This window comes from Vibrio sp. 1CM24A (genome assembly GCF_023161725.1).
GTDB classification, from domain to species: Bacteria; Pseudomonadota; Gammaproteobacteria; order Enterobacterales; family Vibrionaceae; genus Vibrio; species Vibrio coralliirubri.
Map to the genome: position 1 here is coordinate 130,992 of NZ_JALNTS010000004.1, position 18,859 is coordinate 149,850.

Genomic DNA, 18,859 nt, shown 5'->3' on the forward strand with positions numbered 1-18,859 from the left:
GCTCTTAAGCAGATTGTTAAAAAGGCGAATGACGATTAAGTCACTCGCCTTTTTTGTTGTCTGTTTTCTCTATTGATTACTTTTAGACGGCACAAAAAAATGGCCGCATCATTCGATGCGGCCATTTTCAAAATTTAATGTCACTTGAAGACTAAAAGCACTTTAAGACTTAAAGCATTTTACGAGCAGCTTCTACAACCACTTTGATTGAACGTGCTTCCGTTACTTTTAGTGTGTCGTGATCAGGCGTCTCTTTTTGAGTACGGTTGATGATTACACCAGCAACACAACCTGCTTTCAGACCAGAACTTGCACACATTGTTAGCAGTGTTGCAGATTCCATCTCGAAGTTCAGAACGCCCATGTCTTGCCATTCTTGCATAGAACCTTGGAAACGCTTAACAACGCGACCAGAGAACGTATCGTAACGCTCTTGACCTGGGTAGAACGTATCACTTGAAGCCGTTACGCCCATGTGAACTGCTGCGCCAGACTCTTCAACTGCCGCTTTCATTGCTGTAGCAACTTCAAAGTCAGCAACTGCTGGGAACTCCATTGGAGCAAAGTGCAGGCTAGCGCCGTCTAGACGAACAGAACCTGTAGAAACAATCATGTCACCCACGTTTACGTGAGGTTGGATAGCACCAGTAGTACCAACACGTAGGAAAGTGCGAACACCAAGTTGAGCAAGCTCTTCAACTGCGATAGAAGTCGATGGACCACCAATACCTGTTGAACATACAACAACTGGTTTGCCGTCTAGCTCTGCGCGGTAAAGCGTGTATTCACGGTGACTAGCAAGAAATACTGGGTTCTCCATCTCTTCTGCAATTTTTTGCACACGAGCAGGATCACCAGGGATGATCGCAAGAGTAGCACCGTTAAGATCTGCTTCAGTAACACCTAAGTGGAAAACAGCTTGAGACATAGTTCGCTCCTTTTGGCTTATTGGGCTTTTTACCCTTATTTAAGCTCATAGTAAATTCGTGGGGTACGAACACACTCTAACCAAGCTCATTACAAAATGAAGTGACACATGTCACATGAATGATCGCAACAAGAATTCGAGTTTCACAAAAAACCGATTGGCATCACAAAAATAAGCAATCAGAACGCCTGTGTTGCATACTAATGAGACAAAAAGCGCCTTTAACGTATTACCGCTAAAGGCGCTTTTATATTAAGAATGCTCTATGTCGGTGTGCTCGATTTAGTCCGCTTTAGATTTGAATCGAAGCAGACGCAATGCGTTCAATGTCACCAATGCAGTTGCACCACTATCCGCTAAAACTGCCACCCACAGACCGGTAATACCTAACAAGCTTGTCACCAAGAATACGCCCTTCAAACCAAGCGCAAGGGCTACGTTTTGACGGATGTTATTCATGGTCGCTTGCGACAGTTCAATCATCGCTGGCAGCTCAGTTAAACGGTTATGAGTCAGTGCTGAGTCCGCCGTTTCCAAAGCGACATCCGTACCACCACCCATTGCGATGCCGACATTCGCCGTTTTCATTGCTGGTGCATCGTTAATGCCATCGCCGACCATCGCCACGTGCGACTGTTGAGATAACTCCTCAACGTAAGATACCTTGTCGCTTGGCAATAGGCTTGCCTTGTACTGCATCCCAATCTTGCTACTGATCGCTGCTGCACTGCGCGGGTTATCGCCGGTCAGCATGATAGATTGAATACCTAAGTCATTAAGTCGTTCAATCGCAAGCTTAGCGTCACTGCGTAACGTATCTTGCCAAGCAATCAGACCAATCACAGTCGTAGCTTGTTCTGTTGACTCTTCTTGATCTTTAACCTCAAGAGCAACCACAACCGTCTTGCCCTCGCCTTCTAATGCTTCTACCTGAGAAACCACATCGGCACCAAGTTCGAACATGACTTTAGACGGCGATAGAACCTGATACTTAACACCATCAACATCACCTTCAACACCACTGCCAATCAGCGCAGTCTTGTTGTGTGATTCAGGAATCTCAATATTCAGATCTTTTACTTTAGCGACAAGTGACTGCGCCAACGGGTGAGTAGAGCCAACTTCAATTGCCCCAACTACACGCAGCATCGCATCTTGTTGCCAACCCGATAGAGGTTGAATATCCGTAACCTGAGGCTTACCTTCGGTCAGTGTGCCTGTCTTATCGAAGGCGATGGTTTGGATTTTACCAAGCTGCTCTAGCGCTGCGCCGCCTTTAATGAGCGCGCCACGTTTCGCCGCCGCTGCTAAGCCAGAGGTAATCGCTGCGGGAGTCGAGATAACCAAGGCACACGGACAAGCAATCAACAATAGCGCTAGGCCACGGTAAACCCATGTTTCCCATGGCTGCGCAAACAACAATGGTGGCGTGATGATGACCAACAGAGCCACTACCATCATTAACGGTGTGTACCAACGGCTGAACTTATCGAGGAATCGCTCTAGTGGTGCTTTACGAGACTCTGCTTCTTCAATCAGATGAAGAATACGATCTATCGCGTTCTCACCTTGTTTTGAAGTGATGGTGATACGAACCACTTTATCGACCACCACAGCACCAGCCATGATGCTATTACCTTCGATGTGTTCAACAGGAACAGATTCACCGGTTAACGCACTTTCATCAAAGCTTGCCGCGTCTGTATTCAATTGACCGTCAGCAGGTAAACGAGAGCCCGCAGCCACTTCAATCACATCACCAGGAACCAGTTCACTGACGGCTACTTCTACACGCTCGCCGTTGATGATCTTGGTTGCGTTTTCTGGTACCAATGCCATTAGCGCTTGAACACCACTTCTCGCTCTAGATGAAGCAAACGCTTCTAAGCGCTCACCAATCAAGAACAACAATAGAACCATCGCTGCTTCCGCAGTTTCGCCAAGGTACAAAGCACCCAGCGCGGCAACACTCATTAAGGTTTCAATAGCAAAAGGGGTTCCTGAACGTGCCAGCTGAACCGCTTTCTTCGCCACCGGATATAAACCAAGCAGACAAGTTACCGTAAACAAACCTTCGCTTAATTGAGGAGAGGTACTTTTCAAAAGCGCAGCAAACAGCATTGCCGCTGCAATCGCGATAATCTGTAAATTAGGTTGGATATGAGCTTGCCAAAAAGTCTCAGGTTGTTGTTTTTCTTTCTTTGAACCGACTTCCGTAAGAGGGAAACCCGTTTTGATAGAGACCTGTTCAATGGTGTCGGCAAGGCTTTGATTATTGAATTTCACAACCAGCTTCTCGGTAGCAAAGAGAACCTTCGCTTGAATAACACCGTCAATATTGCTGATCGCGTTTTCTATTTTTCTTGCACAAGCTGGGCAGTCCATTCCGGCGACCAGCCAACTTTTCGAAAATTGGGCGTCGAGAGATAAGGTTGAGGACTGACTGTCTTCTTCTCCACTATCCGACGAACTACAACAATCATCTCCAGACGATGACGAAGCAGCAGAAGAGCTACAACAACCAGATGAAGTACCTGCTGCTGTGATGCTTGAAATTTTAGGGCTAGAGCAACTTGCTCCTGCCGCTTGAGGTTGAACGTCCACTTTTGCTGAGCGGCACGCTGCATGTTTTGCGCACATAATGTATCTCCTTAATACTCAAAAGCCTTGAGGTTGTTGCTAACTTACGAGCAACAGAACCTTAAGTTCATCAAAAGTATAAACCTTGGAGGCTACTCCAAGGTCAAGAAGAAGTTTTCAAGAAAACAAAAATATTATGCCAGCGCCGATGACTTACTGAGATTTAAGCTCCGCACACTCTTCACGATTCGCCGATACATCATCAATAAGCACCGCATCGTGTGAACAGAATGGCTGTGTGTTCAAGCTGACAATCGACACATCATCTTCCACAGGGTCGACTTGAGAGCCTTGCATCAGCTCAGCGATATGATGTCGAAGCACCAAGATACCTAAAATCCCGAACAGAACATTACCCAAAGCTTGACCATAAAGAACACCCAAAGCGCCATACCACTCCGAACCTAGATAGACTAATGGCAGAGTACCTAACGTCGCTTTACCCAAATTCAGTGCTGTCGAGTAAAGCGGTTTACCTAGGTTATTAAAAGAGGTGTTGGCAACAAATAGCGCGCCGTTAAAGGTGAAGGTCAACGCCACATAAGTACAGAAAGCCGCCACAATGATTGCTGCATCACCTTGTAAGCTAAAGCCTTGAATGACATAACCTTGAACGAAGTACAACAGAATACAAACAGCGATGGTGTATGCCGTAGTAACCAGCAATGAGTTATTAAGTGTTTCTTTTACTCTGTCCATACGTTCTGCACCAAAGTTCTGACCAATGATTGGCCCCACAGCGCCAGACAAGGCAAAGATAACCGCAAAACAAACTGGCGTCAGACGACCTATCACGGCAAAGCCCGCGACAAAATCCTCACCATATTGTGCGATACCCGTTGTCACAATCGCATTACCGATAGGCGTTGCGGTATTGGTGATAATCGCAGGCAGCGCAATCGCCAATATTGGTCGAATATTAAGGCGCCATTGCACAAAAGAAGGTGGAGCCACCAGCTGATGGCTGCGAATAAGAGGATAAAGCGAAAAGAAGAGCACCGAGAAACGAGCGACAACCGAAGCGATAGCCGCCCCTTCGATGTTCCAACCAAAACCAAAAATAAACAGAGGATCGAGAATCGCGTTAACAATACCGCCCGACAAAGTTGCCCACATCGAACGTTTGGCATCACCTGCCGCTCTTAAGCCCGCACCCGCTGCCATCGCTAACGCCAAAAATGGACCACTTGGTAGCAAAATCTGTAGGTAAGCTTGAGCGCGCTCGGCTGCAATGCCTTTGGCGCCTATCGCAGCTAGCAGCTCTGGAATATAAGCGAACATGATTGCAGTTATGGTTGAACTGATAACAAACGCAGTCAGCATGATACTGGTGCTTAGGTTTCGAGCGTGTTCTTGATTCTTTGAGCCGATGGCTTTGGACACTAATGCGCCCATGGCAATGGAAGTACCAATCGAAACGGAGGTAGAGAAAAAAGTCAGCGTACCTGCAAAGCCTACCGCTGCGGCCAATTCGACTTGCCCGAGCATACTGATAAACAGCATGTCGAGTAAGTCGACCACAAATAACGCCATCAAACCGACAGAGCCAGCCCCCGACATCACCAGTATGTGGCGCATCGTTGAACCTTCAACAAACTTTGCCGTTTGATTTGACATGAAACCTCCAAAAGTTGGAATACCCAAGAGCTAAAGCCCAATCAACAGATCAACAGGCTAGGGACCCACAAAGAAAGGATCGACCAAAAAAAGCGCTATACAGAAAAAAGGCGCTAGTGCGCCTTTTTTCAATTGAGGGTATTGAGAAAAATAATCGTTCTTAACACGCTACTATACCTGATGTTTGAAGCATTCTTCCAAGTTCTTGCCAATTGCTCTCAAAACATCAGTTCTGGTGATAATACCCACCAGTTTTCGATTATCGATCACAGGGTATGCTTTAGGTTTTCCAACCTGCATCATGTCCGCCAATTCAATAATGGATAAGTCAGGGGACACCGACAGTACTTCTTGGTACATACAGTCACCCACAAGGTGTGTGTCTTGGCAGAAGTAACTGACCTTCACAAGTTTCTCGAGTAAATCCTGCTCTGAAAGGAAGCCAATCACTTGTTCGTTATCATCGATTACGGGCCCACCCATGTGGTGGCTGCGCATCACTTTGTCTAACGCTAGACTTAACGGCATATCAGGAGTAAATGTCACAACCTGCTGCGTCATGTAATCTTTCACTTTAATAGAATGCATTGCGTTCTCCCTAAATACTTTGCGTCATATATTTTTCTATCTTGTTAAGTTAATTGTTGTCTAAAATCTTGATTTTACTAAATGGATTTCAACAATTTTATTGATAGGCAAAACCTAACAAGACAAAAAAGTGAGACAAACAAAGGGTTGAGCACGTTTTCGAACGCCAGAAAAAAGAAAAAAAGAGCTCTTACAAAGCCTTACTTTCCCTTGCTTAACCTTACTTAGCCAAACTAGCCTGCGTAAATAAACCCTGTAATCTTCACCGCACTAATAATTAGAAATCCCGATTTAGGAAGTTTATGCAACACGACAACAACATGTACGCGTATGTTTATGCAGGTAACGACGGCACAGAAAACACACTCATCGCCACTATCGACAATCAAGAAAAACCGCTTATATCAAGCTGCGTTGATGAGATAAAACGCATGTCATGCTTAGCCATTGATTTAGCAGCAAAACACGACCTAAAAGTGAAGCTAGTGAAGTATCAAAGAGAACAAGAGATCGACTTCGGCCTATTCGTAAAATAGTGAATCCGACACTGGTTTGGTTAATCACGAACTGGCAGCCACAGTAGCAATAGCAAAGCATTAGCAATGGGTAATCGCCGTGAATGGCTGCCGAATTCGACCTGACAAGCCTAACGGGTAAAGGCTATAATGATCAGACGGCGCCCTTGCCGATTTTCATTGTCCCAATACGGTTTACTATGTCTTCTCAAACCTCACCTAAAACGTATCTAACTAATTCCTTATCTAAGTTAAAAAGCTACTTTAGTGAATTATTGGATTTCCAATCACGCATTTGGGTGGTTCATATCTTTGAAGACTCTATTACCGATCAGTCGTTTGTGATTAATGAAGATGGCTTTAAAGAACCGCTAGAGTGGATGAAAAAACGTGATTACCAAACGAGAATGCTTGATCGTGTTGATAAGATGAAAATCTCACAGGTGATCGAGATTCAGTTCGAAGACAAAATGCATCGCTTGATGCGAGTGAAGTAACTCCATTGTTTGGACATTCACGAAAAGCCATTACTAGAAATTAAGCATAAAAAAGGCCAGCGCTCGCTGACCTTCTATCATTGGTTACAAACCACCATTTAACGCGCACAATACTCATGCCACAGACGCACCGCTTTCTGGTATGCCTCAGTTTTATCGTGCGTTTCCGCAAAGAGAATGGCTGTCATGCTGTCGACAACGGTATTCGCCATTAACGCCATCTCTTCAGCCGATGTGCCAAGTACACATTGACTAGGAAGTGGCAACTCTAGGTTCATCATCTCTTCCCAGTAGAACGATTCGACTTTGTCAGGAGAGCTCATCCACACCGTTTGGCTAACTTTAGGATTATATTCCGACTCACCGTTCATCCCTTTGAATGAAATCACCGAGTGGGATTTATTACCAATAACATGCTCAACTTCCGCATGAAGTTGTGGGAAGCCAGGATGGAAACTGCCACGCAGACCTAAACGGCCACCACCAGGATTCAATGCTCGAACTACCGTGTTAATTGGTGTTCTCAAACCGTAACGGTGTTTCCAACCAATCATGGTTTGTGCTTCGGGCGCAAAGTTAGCTAGCGGTAAATAAGCAATGCCGTCTTGTTCAAGAATCGACTTAGCATGTTCAGGGCTCTCAGCACTTTGCACACCGACATCTTGCAAATGGCTTTCAACGTGCGTCCTACCGCTCGGCTTATCCATATAGCCATGCATTAACACTTTATAGCCATTGTCAGCTAAGATTTTTGCCGCCAACAAGTTCCAAGGCTTGCCACTGGCGTTATCGTTACGCTTACCTGCATAACACGGCCAATCAATATCAGCGCCTAAATCTGGCACTCGAGATTGAAACGCTTTTACAAAGCCAGCGATCTCTTCATTGGTTTCATTCTGCACACGAATCAACATCAGTAGCATAGCCATTTGGTCGTCACCGACTTCTCCGCTTAAATACTCATCCATGATGCGGTAGGCTTGTTCGAACGATAAAGGCTTACGCCCTCTTTCTCCTCGTCCAACTGTACGAATACACTCTAAAATACTACTCATTGATTGTTTATTCTCTTCCGTTGATATCAATAAAATTCGAATACACTTTCGATTCTATGATACCCACCGTGCATTGCAAAGCGATTCAGTTGCTCTCGACCGAATTACCAATACGCGGATTGGTGTTCTAAAAGTAAACTTACTGGTGTAAAATTAGCGTATGTAATGCTAACCGCGACATATTGAGTAGTATCCCGATGACTGTAAAAAAAACGCTGAGCCAAAGAAAACGTGAATCGATCGTTGCCGCTGCTATCGCAGAGTTTACTGAGCATGGCTACAAGGCCACCAGCATGGATAAAATATCGAGCCGCGCAGAAGTATCAAAGCGAACCGTATACAATCACTTTGCCAGCAAAGAGCTGCTTTTAGATGAGATTCTGGACAGCATTTGGAGCAAAACTCTGGCCGCGACGCATTTCCCTTATCAAGCAGAACTACCACTTGCAGAACAGCTTTCGTCGATAGCCAATCAAGAACTTGAGTTACTTGAGTCTGAAGGCTTCATCGACCTGTCACGCGTGTTGTTCTCAGAGTATTTCCATAACGCCGAACTGGCGCATCAAGCGATGGAAAAATATTCCCAAGCAGAAAGTGGACTTACAACCTGGATTAAAGCCGCTTTGGCAGACGGTCGTTTAGTAGAACTAGACCCACAATTCGCCTCCACGCAGTTCATTGGTCTGCTTAAGTCTTTTGCGTTTTGGCCGCAAATCATTGGTCATGTGCCGTCACCGGATGCTGCGCACAAACAAGTGATCATTACTTCAAGTGTCGAGATGTTCCTTAAACAATATCAGGCGTGATTTTGGTGGTTGATGAGAATTCAACCACAATAAAACCATCACTGGTATCCGCTGTTATTTTCCCTATACTGCAACCCACTTTCGTCATTACGACTCAGTAAAACTTCAACTTTAGGTAGCCCTATGATTACTTTCACCACCAACTTTGGCGATATCGAGATTGAACTGAACCTTGAAAAAGCGCCAGTAACGTCGAAAAACTTCCTTAAATATTGCCAAGACGGTTTCTACGAAGGCACGACATTTCACCGTGTTATTGAAGGTTTCATGATTCAAGGTGGTGGTCACACGATCGACATGACAGAAAAACCAACTCGCGCACCGATAGTCAACGAAGCAAACCGTGGCTTGAAGAATGTGATTGGTTCTGTAGCAATGGCTCGTACTGATGCACCACATTCTGCAACGGCGCAGTTCTTCATTAACCTTGATGACAACGATTTCCTCGATCACACCTCAACAACCAATGCTGGCTGGGGTTACGCGGTATTCGGTAAGGTTTCAGCGGGTATGGATGTAGTAAACAAAATCGCTGTAGCCCCAACAACCATTCGTTGGGGACACGAAGATGTGCCTTGCGAAGATATTGTGATTACTAAAGTCACTGTTCGCGATTAATTCACTCACGTGCTCTCCTGACCCTAGTGCATTCGAATTGATAGCACAAAGAGAAGAAGGCTGTGCGATAGGACTATGGTGGTAAGGGTTCGACTTTACCACCTGTATTCAAAGCTCGTTGTTAGAATCGTTACCAACGAGAACGATAAGTACGGTGACACCCTTTGCACGTCTTATTCGCAGAATTTAACCCTTGCTCTGCACTCGACAAGTCTTGTTCAACACTCGCCTGATACAGCTCTGCAAAGCCTTGGTTCATCTGTAACATCAGTTGGTTAAATTTCTCAGGCTTGCTCCATATCTCCTTCTTGGCCTTACCCCCTGTGTCAGCTTCAGCAAAACTCGCGTTCAAGACATCACCATGTTCCACCAACATTTCACTTAACTCGTCCACCTTCAGCCAATCCACGTCACTGTTATTCAATTCTGAATCGACTTGTTTACTGACCTCTTCAATAGAGCTAAAAGCCTGTTGACGATTATTTACAACATCCGCTGCGGCTGCAGAGATCATAGGTAGAGCAATCGTTGGTAGTGCGATGATTAAAGCGATCGTGAATTTTTTCATAGTGTCATTCCTAGTGATTTATTGACTGAGTAGTTAATTGGCTGAGTGATTTATTCGTTAATTACGGCTTGATAGTTCAACCGTAATCGAAGAGATGCATTTAATTTACACAACAATAGTTGCGCGCGCAACTATTGTTGTGTAAATTATTTCCACCAAGCAAATTCGCAAACAGGAAAAGCATTATGAAAATCTGGGATCTACCAACTCGACTGTATCACTGGTTACAAGCACTACTATTCATTGGCCTAGCGGCATCAGGTTTTAGTGGCAATGGCCCACATGTTTATCTTGGGCTAGCACTGTTTAGCCTAATTTTATGGCGATTGGTTTGGGGATTCATTGGAAGTGACACGAGCCGCTTCTCACAATTTGTTAGCTCTCCTCGCTCTTCTTTCCAATATTTACGAGGTAAAATCCAGCCAAAGCCTGGACATAACCCATTAGGGGCTTGGATGGTCATCGGTATGATCACCACCTTGTTCATCCAATGTATTACAGGCCTTGTTATTGCAGGTTTTTTTGATGCGCTCCCTGGCTCGGAACTCGTGATTACTGATGCAGTATTCGATGTGTTATGCACAGTACATGGCATTGCCGCTCGCATGTTAGTGGTCTTTGTCGTACTGCACTTGGTGGCTATTATCATCTACAAACTGCGTTCAAAACCGCTGGTTCTTGCCATGATCACAGGCAAACAAAACCATTCAGCGTCAACGGATTATTTCAGAAATAGCAGTCAATTGGCTTTTTCATCAAATAGGAAAGCGTTGTTGGTGCTAATTGCATCGGTATTAGTTACGATGACAATAGTTGTAATATCACAGTAAAATTAGGTTGCGAAAGATGCCAGAAGAGTTTGATAGACAAAAAAGCTTTGGTTGGATGATCAATGTGATCGCCAATAAGTCGACCAAAGATTTCGACACGGAATTGAAAGAACATGGCTTAAGCATTGCTCTATGGCCAACCATGATGTGTCTTTGGGAAGAAGAAGGTGTGACTCAGCGTGATATTGCTGCTAAATCCAAAGTCGAGAATTCAACAACGACACGCACATTAGACAAGTTAGAAAAGCTTGAACTGGTCGAACGCAGAGCCGATCCAAACAGTCGCCGTTCTTTCCGAATTTACTTAACGGAAAAAGGCAAAGCACTTGAAGAACAACTCGTTCCTATCCCCGTTCGTTTAAACAAAGAGTTGATGAACGAGTTAGATGCTGAAGAGCAACAACAAATGCTCAAGCTACTTCAGAAAGTAGTCGCGGCAATCTGATCTTACCGCGTTCACTGCTTAGCAAGCTCAGTGCTTAGTGCTTAGTGCTTAGTGCTTAGTGCTTAGTGCTTAGAAATGATTACACTCTGAGCGTGTATTGAAAAACAACCCACACTCGGCCTTGCGCCGAGTGTTTTATTTTCGTCTCGACCATTTGATATAGCAAAACAGTGAAGCAATGATCACCGCCCCACCGAGCAGCTTCTGCATCTCTACACTTTCACCAAGCACACTCACACTTAGCAGCAGCGTCCACACTGGCTCAAGAATCATGATCAATGCCGCCACTTCCATGTTCACGGAGTGCTGACCGACCGTTTGCAGCAAGTAACGAATAGACGTTGCGATCACCGCAGAGACAATAAACCAGAAGACTAAGGTTTTGGTGATTTCGAACTCCGGCTGAGCTGTCATAGAAGCAAAGGCTAAACCACTCACACCCACCACAAATAGTTGCACACAGATTGATGCGATAGGTTTGATATTGGTAATCACACGCTTGTTCATCACAAAGTGAACGGACAACAACATCGATGCTAGTAAGAAGTAAATCTGACTCTGCTCAACATGCCAGCCGTTGCCCAGAGTCAGCAATAGCATGCCGATAATCGCGATAGGGAAAGACATCCAAAACGCGCGATTAGGCTTAACTCGAAACAAAATCCAAGACACAAACGGTGCAATGATCATGGCTAAGCTCATGATGAATGCCCCTTCCGACAAGCTTTCCGTCACTGAAACCGCAAACACCCATACCTGCAATGAGGCAGACAACAACAAACCCACGCCGCAAAGAGACAGAATCTGCTTAAGCGAAAGCTTACGAATATGGTGAATACAAAATGGCAGAAGAATAAGACTCGCGACGAAGAATCGCACACCAATGAACACCGGCCCAGGCATTTCTAATACCACCAGCTTAGATGCAATCCATCCCACCCCAGCTAGCAGGGTGGCAAATAGAAGGTAAAGCTCTCCGCGCATCGCTTTCACATTCATCATTTTACTTGGTCCAATAACAAAAAAAGCAACCCGACTCTGCAAGGTTGCTTTTTATAAACATTCAACAGGATCAAGATACTATCTCAATACTCTGCTTCAGGCAGCTGTTTTTAGCCTGCGTATTCTGGGTAATCCGTTAAACCTTTTTCAGCACCACCGAACAATGTGTTTGGATCGTGCGCCGCAAGTGGGTAACCATTTTGAATACGGGCTGGTAAATCTGGGTTCGCAACGAATGGACGACCAAAACCAACCATGTCAGTTACGCCTTCAGCAACGGCTTTTTCGCCACGCTCGCTATCGTATTTACCCGCATAAATAAGGACACCCTCGTAGGCTTCACGAACTGCCGCTTTAAATGCTTTTGGCGTTTCAGGTGCATCGTCCCAATCAACTTCTGCAATGTGCAGGTAAACAATTTTGTATAGGTTAAGCAGTGCTGCAGCAGCTGTGTAAGTCTCTACTGGTGTAGCGTCAACCGTACCATTCAACGATGTGAATGGAGCAAGGCGTACACCAACACGGTCAGCACCAATCGCTTCAACCATAGCTTCAACCACTTCACCAAGGAAACGTAAACGGTTTTCAATTGAGCCACCGTATTCGTCAGTACGGTTGTTTGCTTCAGAATCGATGAATTGGTTGATTAAGTAACCATTCGCGGCGTGAAGTTCGATACCGTCAAAGCCTGCTTCAACCGCATTCAAAGCCGCTTGGCGATACTGTTCAACCACTTCTTTGATGTCTTCTTTCGTCATTTCACGAGGTTCAACCACATCAACAAAGCCCGGTTCATCAGTGCCGTTATCGATGAATACTTTTACGTTTTCTGCTTTAAGTGCAGAAGACGAAATTGGCTGTTCACCACCAATGTTATCTGGGTGTGTTACACGGCCTACATGCCAAAGTTGAGCGAAGATAACGCCATCTTTTTCATGTACGGCATCAGTCACTTTTTTCCAACCCGCAATCTGCTCGTCAGAATAGATACCTGGAGTCCAAGCATAGCCTTGACCCATAGGTGAAATTTGTGTGCCTTCTGCAATAATCAAACCTGCAGAAGCGCGTTGAGCGTAGTAAGCCGCCATCATGTCGTTTGCTGAATTACCAGGTTGCGTTGCGCGAGAACGCGTCATCGGTGGCATAACAATACGGTTTTTAAGCTCGATATTACCAAGTTGAATTGGTTGAAATAGTGCGTTTGTCATTGTTATATCCTCGATTAACCTAGTTGAATCAGTTCGATTTGGTAGCCGTCTGGGTCAGTAATGAAAGCAATGTGTGTTGAACCGCCTTTCACTGGACCTGCTTCGCGAGTGACGTTGCCACCTAGCGATTTGATCTTGTCACATGCTGCGTAAATATCTTCTACACCCAATGCCAGATGACCAAACGCGCTGCCCATCTCGTACTCATTCGTATCCCAGTTGTACGTTAGCTCGATAGTCGTGCCGCCTTGCTCGTAGCCAACAAAAACCAATGTGTAGCGGTAGTCTTTGTTTTCATGGCGTTCAAGTTCCTTCATTCCCAATACCTTGGTGTAGAACTCGATAGACTTGTCTAAATCAGTAACTCGGATCATTGTGTGTAGGAATTTCATATTTCGCCCTTGATACTTTAATCTCAGCCTCGTTCAGAAGCTCAGTAGTGTTCGTTTAGGTTGACCTTGAGGCCACCTACTTCTCTGTTGCTAGGTATATTACTGAACACACACAAATCAGTGAAATTATTAAATATTCTCATTTTAATAATTTTTTGTTATTAATATATTGTCTAGTACCAACTAAGCGACACAAAAAAGGGAAGCCAATGCTCCCCTTAGATTTAGACTCTCAATTAAAATCGCAAACGCCTATCTTTAAGCGCCTTCGACATTGAATCTGATGTACTGATGACTTGTTCTCTGAACCATTTATGAGCGGGGTCGCTGTTCTGCTTCTTCAACCAAATCAGGTAGTGAGACATCGGCTGATATTCAAAGGGCGGCTTGAACAGCTGCAAACTTAACTTTTCTTGGAACTGCACGGCCATAGATAAAGGCACCACAGTGATGTAATCGGATTGGCTGCACAGCAAGATATTACTGAACAGTGAACGCCCATGAAATACGATTTTACGCTGGGACAGATCCAAAGAAGTGTAGTGATTCAAACTGCGAACTTTGCGTCGTGTTCTGTCTAATACGGCATGCTTTTCACTTAGGAACTGAGCTTCGCTGATTTCACCTTGGATTCGCGGGTGATCAGCTCGACACACGATCACAAACTCGCCTTCATAAAGTGTTTCACTGACGATACTTGGGTGTTCAGGCACCACAATATCGATCATCGCATCGAACTCTTGCGTCAAAAGATCTTCGTAAATGCGCTCATCACTGTCTGGTTGATCAAAGACTTCCAGCGACAAGTTTTGATTAGGAAGCTCCGCAAAACTATTGAGCAATACCCACTGTAAGTGCTCAGGTGCAGAAATAACAAACTTACGCTCAGAGGATTGCTCATCAAAATTCGCCATCGACTGAAACACGCCATTGAGTTCATTGATCGGCGCTTTAATTTGTTCATACAAGCTTTGCGCATAAGACGTAGGCGCAACACCTCTTCCTTTGCGAACAAAAAGCTCTTGGCCAATCTCTTTTTTTAGGCGAGCTAATGCGGTACTGATGGTCGATTGATTGGTACTGAGTTGATCCGCAGCTTTGCTTAAACTGCCCTGCTCCATCACCGCAGAAAACACGGCAAGTAGATTGAAGTTGGGGATGTCGTTGCTCATATACCATTACTCGTTAGGCGACCATGAGCACCATGCTATCGTAAAAACGATAGAATGAAATAAGAATCCCTCGTTTAAAGTCCCAAATTGAGACACTAACATCCCGCGTAATTAGTTTCTTAATAGGTTCCCCCATGAAAAAACATTACCTTGCCATCACTATTGCGATGATGACGAGTAACGCGATGCTTTCAAACCCAGCGCAGGCTGCAGCTCACCTTCTTCCTGAACTTGGTTCCCTCAACGCAAGTACCGCAGGCGCAGGATCGGCAGCGTTAGCTGAAAGTGCGTTAACCGCATGGACTAACCCTGCCGCTATGTCTCAGCTAGAAAACCCTGAACTCACCGTCAATCTGGCAGGCCTCTACACAGACATCAACTATTCAGACACAGACCCATCAGAGCGTTTTGACAGTAACATTGATGCTGGCGGTTGGGCTCCGGTAGGAAGCTTCTACTTTGTTGCCCCTATCAACGACAAATTTCACGCTGGTTTTGCTTTGGCTTCTCAAGGTGGTTCAGGGATCGATTATGGTGATAACTTTTCTGGGCAGCGTTTATTAAAGAATGTTGAATTCATGACTGTTCAACTGATGCCTTCGATATCTTACAAAGTGAATGAGCAGCTTTCGTTGGGTGCCTCAGTCAATGCGGAATACCTCACTGCAAACGGCGAGTTGAATCCTTTTATCGGCACTGGCGACATTGGATCTGAGCACTTATTCGAAGCAGACGCGGATGATTTCACGGTTGGCTACTCTCTTAGTGCCTTTTACCAACCGAACGAACAACACCGTTTTGGCTTTATGTACCGCTCTGAACTTGCTCATTACGGTGAGGGTGATCTTCAACATTCGGCGAGCGACACCAAACGTGATGTTGGGCTCGACTTTATCATGCCTCAACACATCCAAATTAGCGGCGTGCACGCCGTCAATGACCAATGGGACATGCTGTGGAGTGTGACTTGGTATGACCTATCAACTTGGACAGACCTCACACTAGACATCAATGATAACTCAGTAAAAGTTGTCGACCGTAACTTTGACGATGTGTGGAACCTAGCCATAGGTACTCATTACCAAATCACCCCTACCTTACGACTAGAAACAGGCATCAGCTACGAGACTTCCCCTCAAGATGACGCAACTCATCAATATATGGATCTTCCTGTAGGCGAAACCAAACGTATTGGAGCAGGTGCTACCTATGCGCTCAATAAGAACTGGGAACTACGCGCTTACTACGATTACATCGATCTTGACGAGCCTGAACTGAATTATGCGAATGGCCGCGTTGTAGGCACGTATAACAACAGCGCACACTTCTTTGGCATGCAAGCGAACTACCGCTTCCTGTAAAGCAGCCGTCTCGACCTTTTCGTCGATTATCGATTAGTAATGCACAGTACCTGATTCATGGCTTAACTCGTGCACCACATCAAGGCCTAGCTATCCGCTAGGTCTTTCTCTATCTGTTCTTCAACTGCAATATTTCATCCCCATTCAACATCGCATTTGATTGGGTTAGATTACATACTCAATAGAACTTAAATAATACGATATTGTCTCGTTTATCATGACACTGTGTTCAGCGTCATTGAGATATACATTTGAGCAATTAAAGCTACAATATTTCGAATCCAGCACTCTACCGTAAATAGAAACGTATTTTCCCAGTGTTCAAAAACCTATTATCAGTTATATGTCATCCATCATTCGTTTCTATTACTCCCTTTATTGTAAGAAGCGTGTAAAAAGATGAATTCCGCCAAATTTCTTATTGATGCTTTTATTAGTCATTTCATTGATCCAAACCAAATTAACTAACGATGTTTTAAAGCCGAATTTGAGCGCTAGCAAATAATTCAACCTACCGATTTAGAGTGATAACGACTCATCGTAATTACGATATTATCAAATCGTAATTCTGGGTAGATACTGCTCAAAACTCTTCCTATTATCCTGCTAACAAATCAATTCTTAGCCCAAACAGAATGCTGACAAATGTTTTACAACACTATGTCAATGACCATGGAAGATCCCCTCGACAGACGAGGTATTACACGTAAAGAAGACAATAGCTAAAAGAACGAGTCTAATATTTCGTTCAACAGTGCATCGTCATTCAACCTGCGTTTCAGGCTAACAATAAGAATTGGTTTGTAGGGAAGCATATTCGCTTCTTGATACCGAGAATCGGTTGTCTGGACTGAGTAGTATCACTTTAAATACCATCTATTACTTTTGTTTATTATGCGCACCAATCTACCCACATAATAGACATCTACTTTTTAAGATGTCGTTAAAAGTTAGACTTCTAGGCTGCAAATTCTCTCTTCTTATTGATGTAGGTTGAGATATGAACTTTATTAAAATCGTTTTCCAGAAAATCTGGGCCGTTGTGATGGTCTTGATTAAATTCTGCCTGTTTATGGCGGTGATGTTTGCTGGAGCATGGGCTCTTGCACCATTAGGCACAATCCATTCTAAAGACATCGACATGTCTCAATTCAACAATCATCCCAATGAAATGATGATGAACTTCTTCCAGATGGAGTCCTTCTCTGGTTACTTGTTCTCAGTGACCATTGCTGTGGTTTTAGCCGGTGTTTACGGCATGTGGCAGTTGCATGAACTGGGTGTGCATAAAGCAAAAGAGCACAAAAGCGCTCACGTTCAGATCGTGTTTGCACTGTCACTTTGCGGACTCTTCATCAGCAAAACGTTCTGGGTTATCGCTTTGGTTATCGCATTGGCGAACTGGAAACATATTGGTCAATCACTGAGTGATGTGATTCGCCGTGGTGTTCAGCCTAAACAAGACGTGACCAATACAGAGACAGCCGCAGTCCACGTATCATCTGAACAACCGGTAACAGAGCCGTCTTCAGTAGAGCAATCTTCAAAAGAACAGGCTTCAGAAGAAAAGACTCCAACAACACCATCCGCTACAGAAAAAGAGGTCGCATAATGAAAGAGATGATGATCCCATACATCCTAATTGTATGGTCACTGTTTGCGACAGGCGCACTTAAGAAGAACTTCAAGAACTACACATGGGCTGCCATTGGTGGCGTAACGATTCTTGCGGTATTAGCGGTAATCTCTCGCTTGTGGGCACCCGTTGATTTAACCAACTCAACCACAGTGAAAGCACCACACGCGGTGATGTCACCTATCTTTGGCCAGCAGATCGACCAAGTGCTTGTTGAGCACAACCAAATGGTTAAAGAAGGCGACGTAATTTACACACTCGTCGACATTGACTCAGCCGCAGACAAAGCAAAGATCGAATCTTCAATTGTTCAGAAAGAAGAAGAGATCAAGCAAATGAATCGCGACTTAGAGCGTGCTGAAACGTCACCTGAAATCTTCAATATGCGTGACGTAGAAAAGTACGACTCTGATCTTCGAGTGCTGCACGCTGAACTTGTGTCGTTAAAAGCCGATCTACAAAAAGTAAATTGGGCGCAAGAGAAAAAGACCATTAGAGCTGAGTTTGACGGTCAGGTTTCGATAGTGAACATTGCTGAAGGTTCTGTTATGGGTAACATGCACCTCTACAACACCAGCAAAAAATTCCTTGAGATGCGTATTTCAGACCAAACTTACAACTATGTTCAAGTAGGGGACTTCGCTGAGTTCTTCGTTGATGCATACCCAGGTCACGTGTTCCGAGCAAAAGTACACAGCTTTAATGCCGGTACTGGTGAGTCGAGTATTTCTCCACTTCAGGGGCCACAAAGCGTCGGTCAACACGTGGTAAGAAACGGCAATGGTTTAGGTCGTACTATCGTACTTGAGATCATTGAACCAGAAGGTTACAACATCCCTATTGGTTCAACTGGCGCGGCTTGGATCTCGGCTGAGAAGCCGCATCCGTTCTGGGGCTTCATTGATGTAATCGGCGCAGCAACAGTTCGCCTACAATCTTACAAGTCATACCTAGGTGCTTGGTAAGCGCTTAAGCTCTTGG

19 protein-coding genes are annotated in these 18,859 nt (G+C 44.7%); 9 read left to right on the forward strand and 10 right to left on the reverse strand.

What is annotated here, in order from left to right:
* Positions 1–169: 169 nt before the first annotated feature.
* From udp to MSG38_RS10480, 4 genes are all read right to left on the reverse strand, one after another.
* Entirely contained in the window at positions 170–928 is a 759-nt protein-coding gene (gene udp / locus MSG38_RS10465) for a uridine phosphorylase (protein ID WP_017632176.1), read from the reverse strand.
* Between the two features lie 282 nt (positions 929–1,210).
* On the reverse strand, positions 1,211–3,568 hold the full coding sequence (locus MSG38_RS10470) for a zinc/cadmium/mercury/lead-transporting ATPase (protein ID WP_248401779.1): 2,358 nt from the start codon (positions 3,566–3,568) through the stop codon (positions 1,211–1,213).
* Between the two features lie 153 nt (positions 3,569–3,721).
* Positions 3,722–5,185, reverse strand: a complete 1,464-nt coding sequence (locus MSG38_RS10475) for an MATE family efflux transporter (protein WP_248401780.1) — start codon at positions 5,183–5,185, stop codon at positions 3,722–3,724.
* 171 nt (positions 5,186–5,356) lie between these two features.
* Positions 5,357–5,773 (reverse strand): CBS domain-containing protein, encoded by a 417-nt coding sequence (locus MSG38_RS10480; RefSeq protein WP_017060213.1) that lies wholly within the window; start codon positions 5,771–5,773, stop codon positions 5,357–5,359.
* 302 nt (positions 5,774–6,075) lie between these two features.
* On the opposite strand from MSG38_RS10480, the gene MSG38_RS10485 reads away from it, so the two are divergent.
* Both MSG38_RS10485 and MSG38_RS10490 read left to right on the forward strand, forming a co-directional pair.
* The gene (locus MSG38_RS10485) at positions 6,076–6,309 is read left to right on the forward strand and encodes a hypothetical protein (RefSeq protein WP_048609358.1); all 234 of its coding nucleotides are present in this window, start codon (positions 6,076–6,078) and stop codon (positions 6,307–6,309) included.
* Between the two features lie 179 nt (positions 6,310–6,488).
* Positions 6,489–6,785: a hypothetical protein gene (locus tag MSG38_RS10490; RefSeq protein ID WP_065675704.1), complete on the forward strand. Its 297-nt coding sequence runs from the start codon at positions 6,489–6,491 to the stop codon at positions 6,783–6,785.
* A gap of 98 nt (positions 6,786–6,883) precedes the next feature.
* Here MSG38_RS10490 and MSG38_RS10495 read toward each other — a convergent pair whose 3' ends face one another.
* A complete protein-coding gene (locus tag MSG38_RS10495) occupies positions 6,884–7,870 on the reverse strand; it encodes a glycosyl transferase family protein (RefSeq protein ID WP_081325165.1) in 987 nt (328 codons plus the stop codon).
* Between the two features lie 167 nt (positions 7,871–8,037).
* Between MSG38_RS10495 and MSG38_RS10500 the strand changes: the two genes are divergently transcribed.
* Positions 8,038–8,646: a TetR/AcrR family transcriptional regulator gene (locus MSG38_RS10500; protein ID WP_248401782.1), complete on the forward strand. Its 609-nt coding sequence runs from the start codon at positions 8,038–8,040 to the stop codon at positions 8,644–8,646.
* 123 nt (positions 8,647–8,769) lie between these two features.
* Positions 8,770–9,264 carry a peptidylprolyl isomerase gene (locus tag MSG38_RS10505; RefSeq protein ID WP_059020966.1) on the forward strand — a complete coding sequence of 165 codons (495 nt, stop codon included), beginning with the start codon at positions 8,770–8,772 and terminating at the stop codon, positions 9,262–9,264.
* 130 nt (positions 9,265–9,394) lie between these two features.
* Here MSG38_RS10505 and MSG38_RS10510 read toward each other — a convergent pair whose 3' ends face one another.
* The gene (locus tag MSG38_RS10510) at positions 9,395–9,832 is read right to left on the reverse strand and encodes a cytochrome c (protein ID WP_248401783.1); all 438 of its coding nucleotides are present in this window, start codon (positions 9,830–9,832) and stop codon (positions 9,395–9,397) included.
* A 185-nt stretch (positions 9,833–10,017) separates the two neighbouring features.
* Here MSG38_RS10510 and MSG38_RS10515 point away from each other — a divergent pair, with 185 nt between their 5' ends.
* Positions 10,018–10,662, forward strand: a complete 645-nt coding sequence (locus MSG38_RS10515; RefSeq protein WP_248401784.1) for a cytochrome b/b6 domain-containing protein — start codon at positions 10,018–10,020, stop codon at positions 10,660–10,662.
* Between the two features lie 16 nt (positions 10,663–10,678).
* Positions 10,679–11,107: a MarR family transcriptional regulator gene (locus MSG38_RS10520; protein WP_050622032.1), complete on the forward strand. Its 429-nt coding sequence runs from the start codon at positions 10,679–10,681 to the stop codon at positions 11,105–11,107.
* 135 nt (positions 11,108–11,242) lie between these two features.
* Here MSG38_RS10520 and MSG38_RS10525 read toward each other — a convergent pair whose 3' ends face one another.
* From MSG38_RS10525 to MSG38_RS10540, 4 genes are all read right to left on the reverse strand, one after another.
* Entirely contained in the window at positions 11,243–12,109 is an 867-nt protein-coding gene (locus tag MSG38_RS10525) for a DMT family transporter (RefSeq protein ID WP_248401785.1), read from the reverse strand.
* A 110-nt stretch (positions 12,110–12,219) separates the two neighbouring features.
* On the reverse strand, positions 12,220–13,317 hold the full coding sequence (locus tag MSG38_RS10530) for an alkene reductase (protein WP_248401786.1): 1,098 nt from the start codon (positions 13,315–13,317) through the stop codon (positions 12,220–12,222).
* Between the two features lie 14 nt (positions 13,318–13,331).
* Positions 13,332–13,709 carry a lactoylglutathione lyase gene (gloA, locus tag MSG38_RS10535; RefSeq protein WP_017084654.1) on the reverse strand — a complete coding sequence of 126 codons (378 nt, stop codon included), beginning with the start codon at positions 13,707–13,709 and terminating at the stop codon, positions 13,332–13,334.
* Positions 13,710–13,945: 236 nt separating this feature from the next.
* Positions 13,946–14,881, reverse strand: coding sequence for a LysR family transcriptional regulator (locus MSG38_RS10540; RefSeq protein ID WP_048609348.1), 936 nt, complete (start codon positions 14,879–14,881; stop codon positions 13,946–13,948).
* Positions 14,882–15,015: 134 nt separating this feature from the next.
* On the opposite strand from MSG38_RS10540, the gene MSG38_RS10545 reads away from it, so the two are divergent.
* From MSG38_RS10545 to MSG38_RS10555, 3 genes are all read left to right on the forward strand, one after another.
* The gene (locus MSG38_RS10545) at positions 15,016–16,242 is read left to right on the forward strand and encodes an outer membrane protein transport protein (protein ID WP_248401787.1); all 1,227 of its coding nucleotides are present in this window, start codon (positions 15,016–15,018) and stop codon (positions 16,240–16,242) included.
* 1,000 nt (positions 16,243–17,242) lie between these two features.
* Positions 17,243–17,854, forward strand: coding sequence for a magnesium transporter (locus MSG38_RS10550; protein ID WP_248401788.1), 612 nt, complete (start codon positions 17,243–17,245; stop codon positions 17,852–17,854).
* A complete protein-coding gene (locus MSG38_RS10555; protein ID WP_048614593.1) occupies positions 17,854–18,843 on the forward strand; it encodes a biotin/lipoyl-binding protein in 990 nt (329 codons plus the stop codon). Before MSG38_RS10550 ends, MSG38_RS10555 begins: the two co-directional genes overlap by 1 nt.
* Positions 18,844–18,859: the final 16 nt, after the last annotated feature.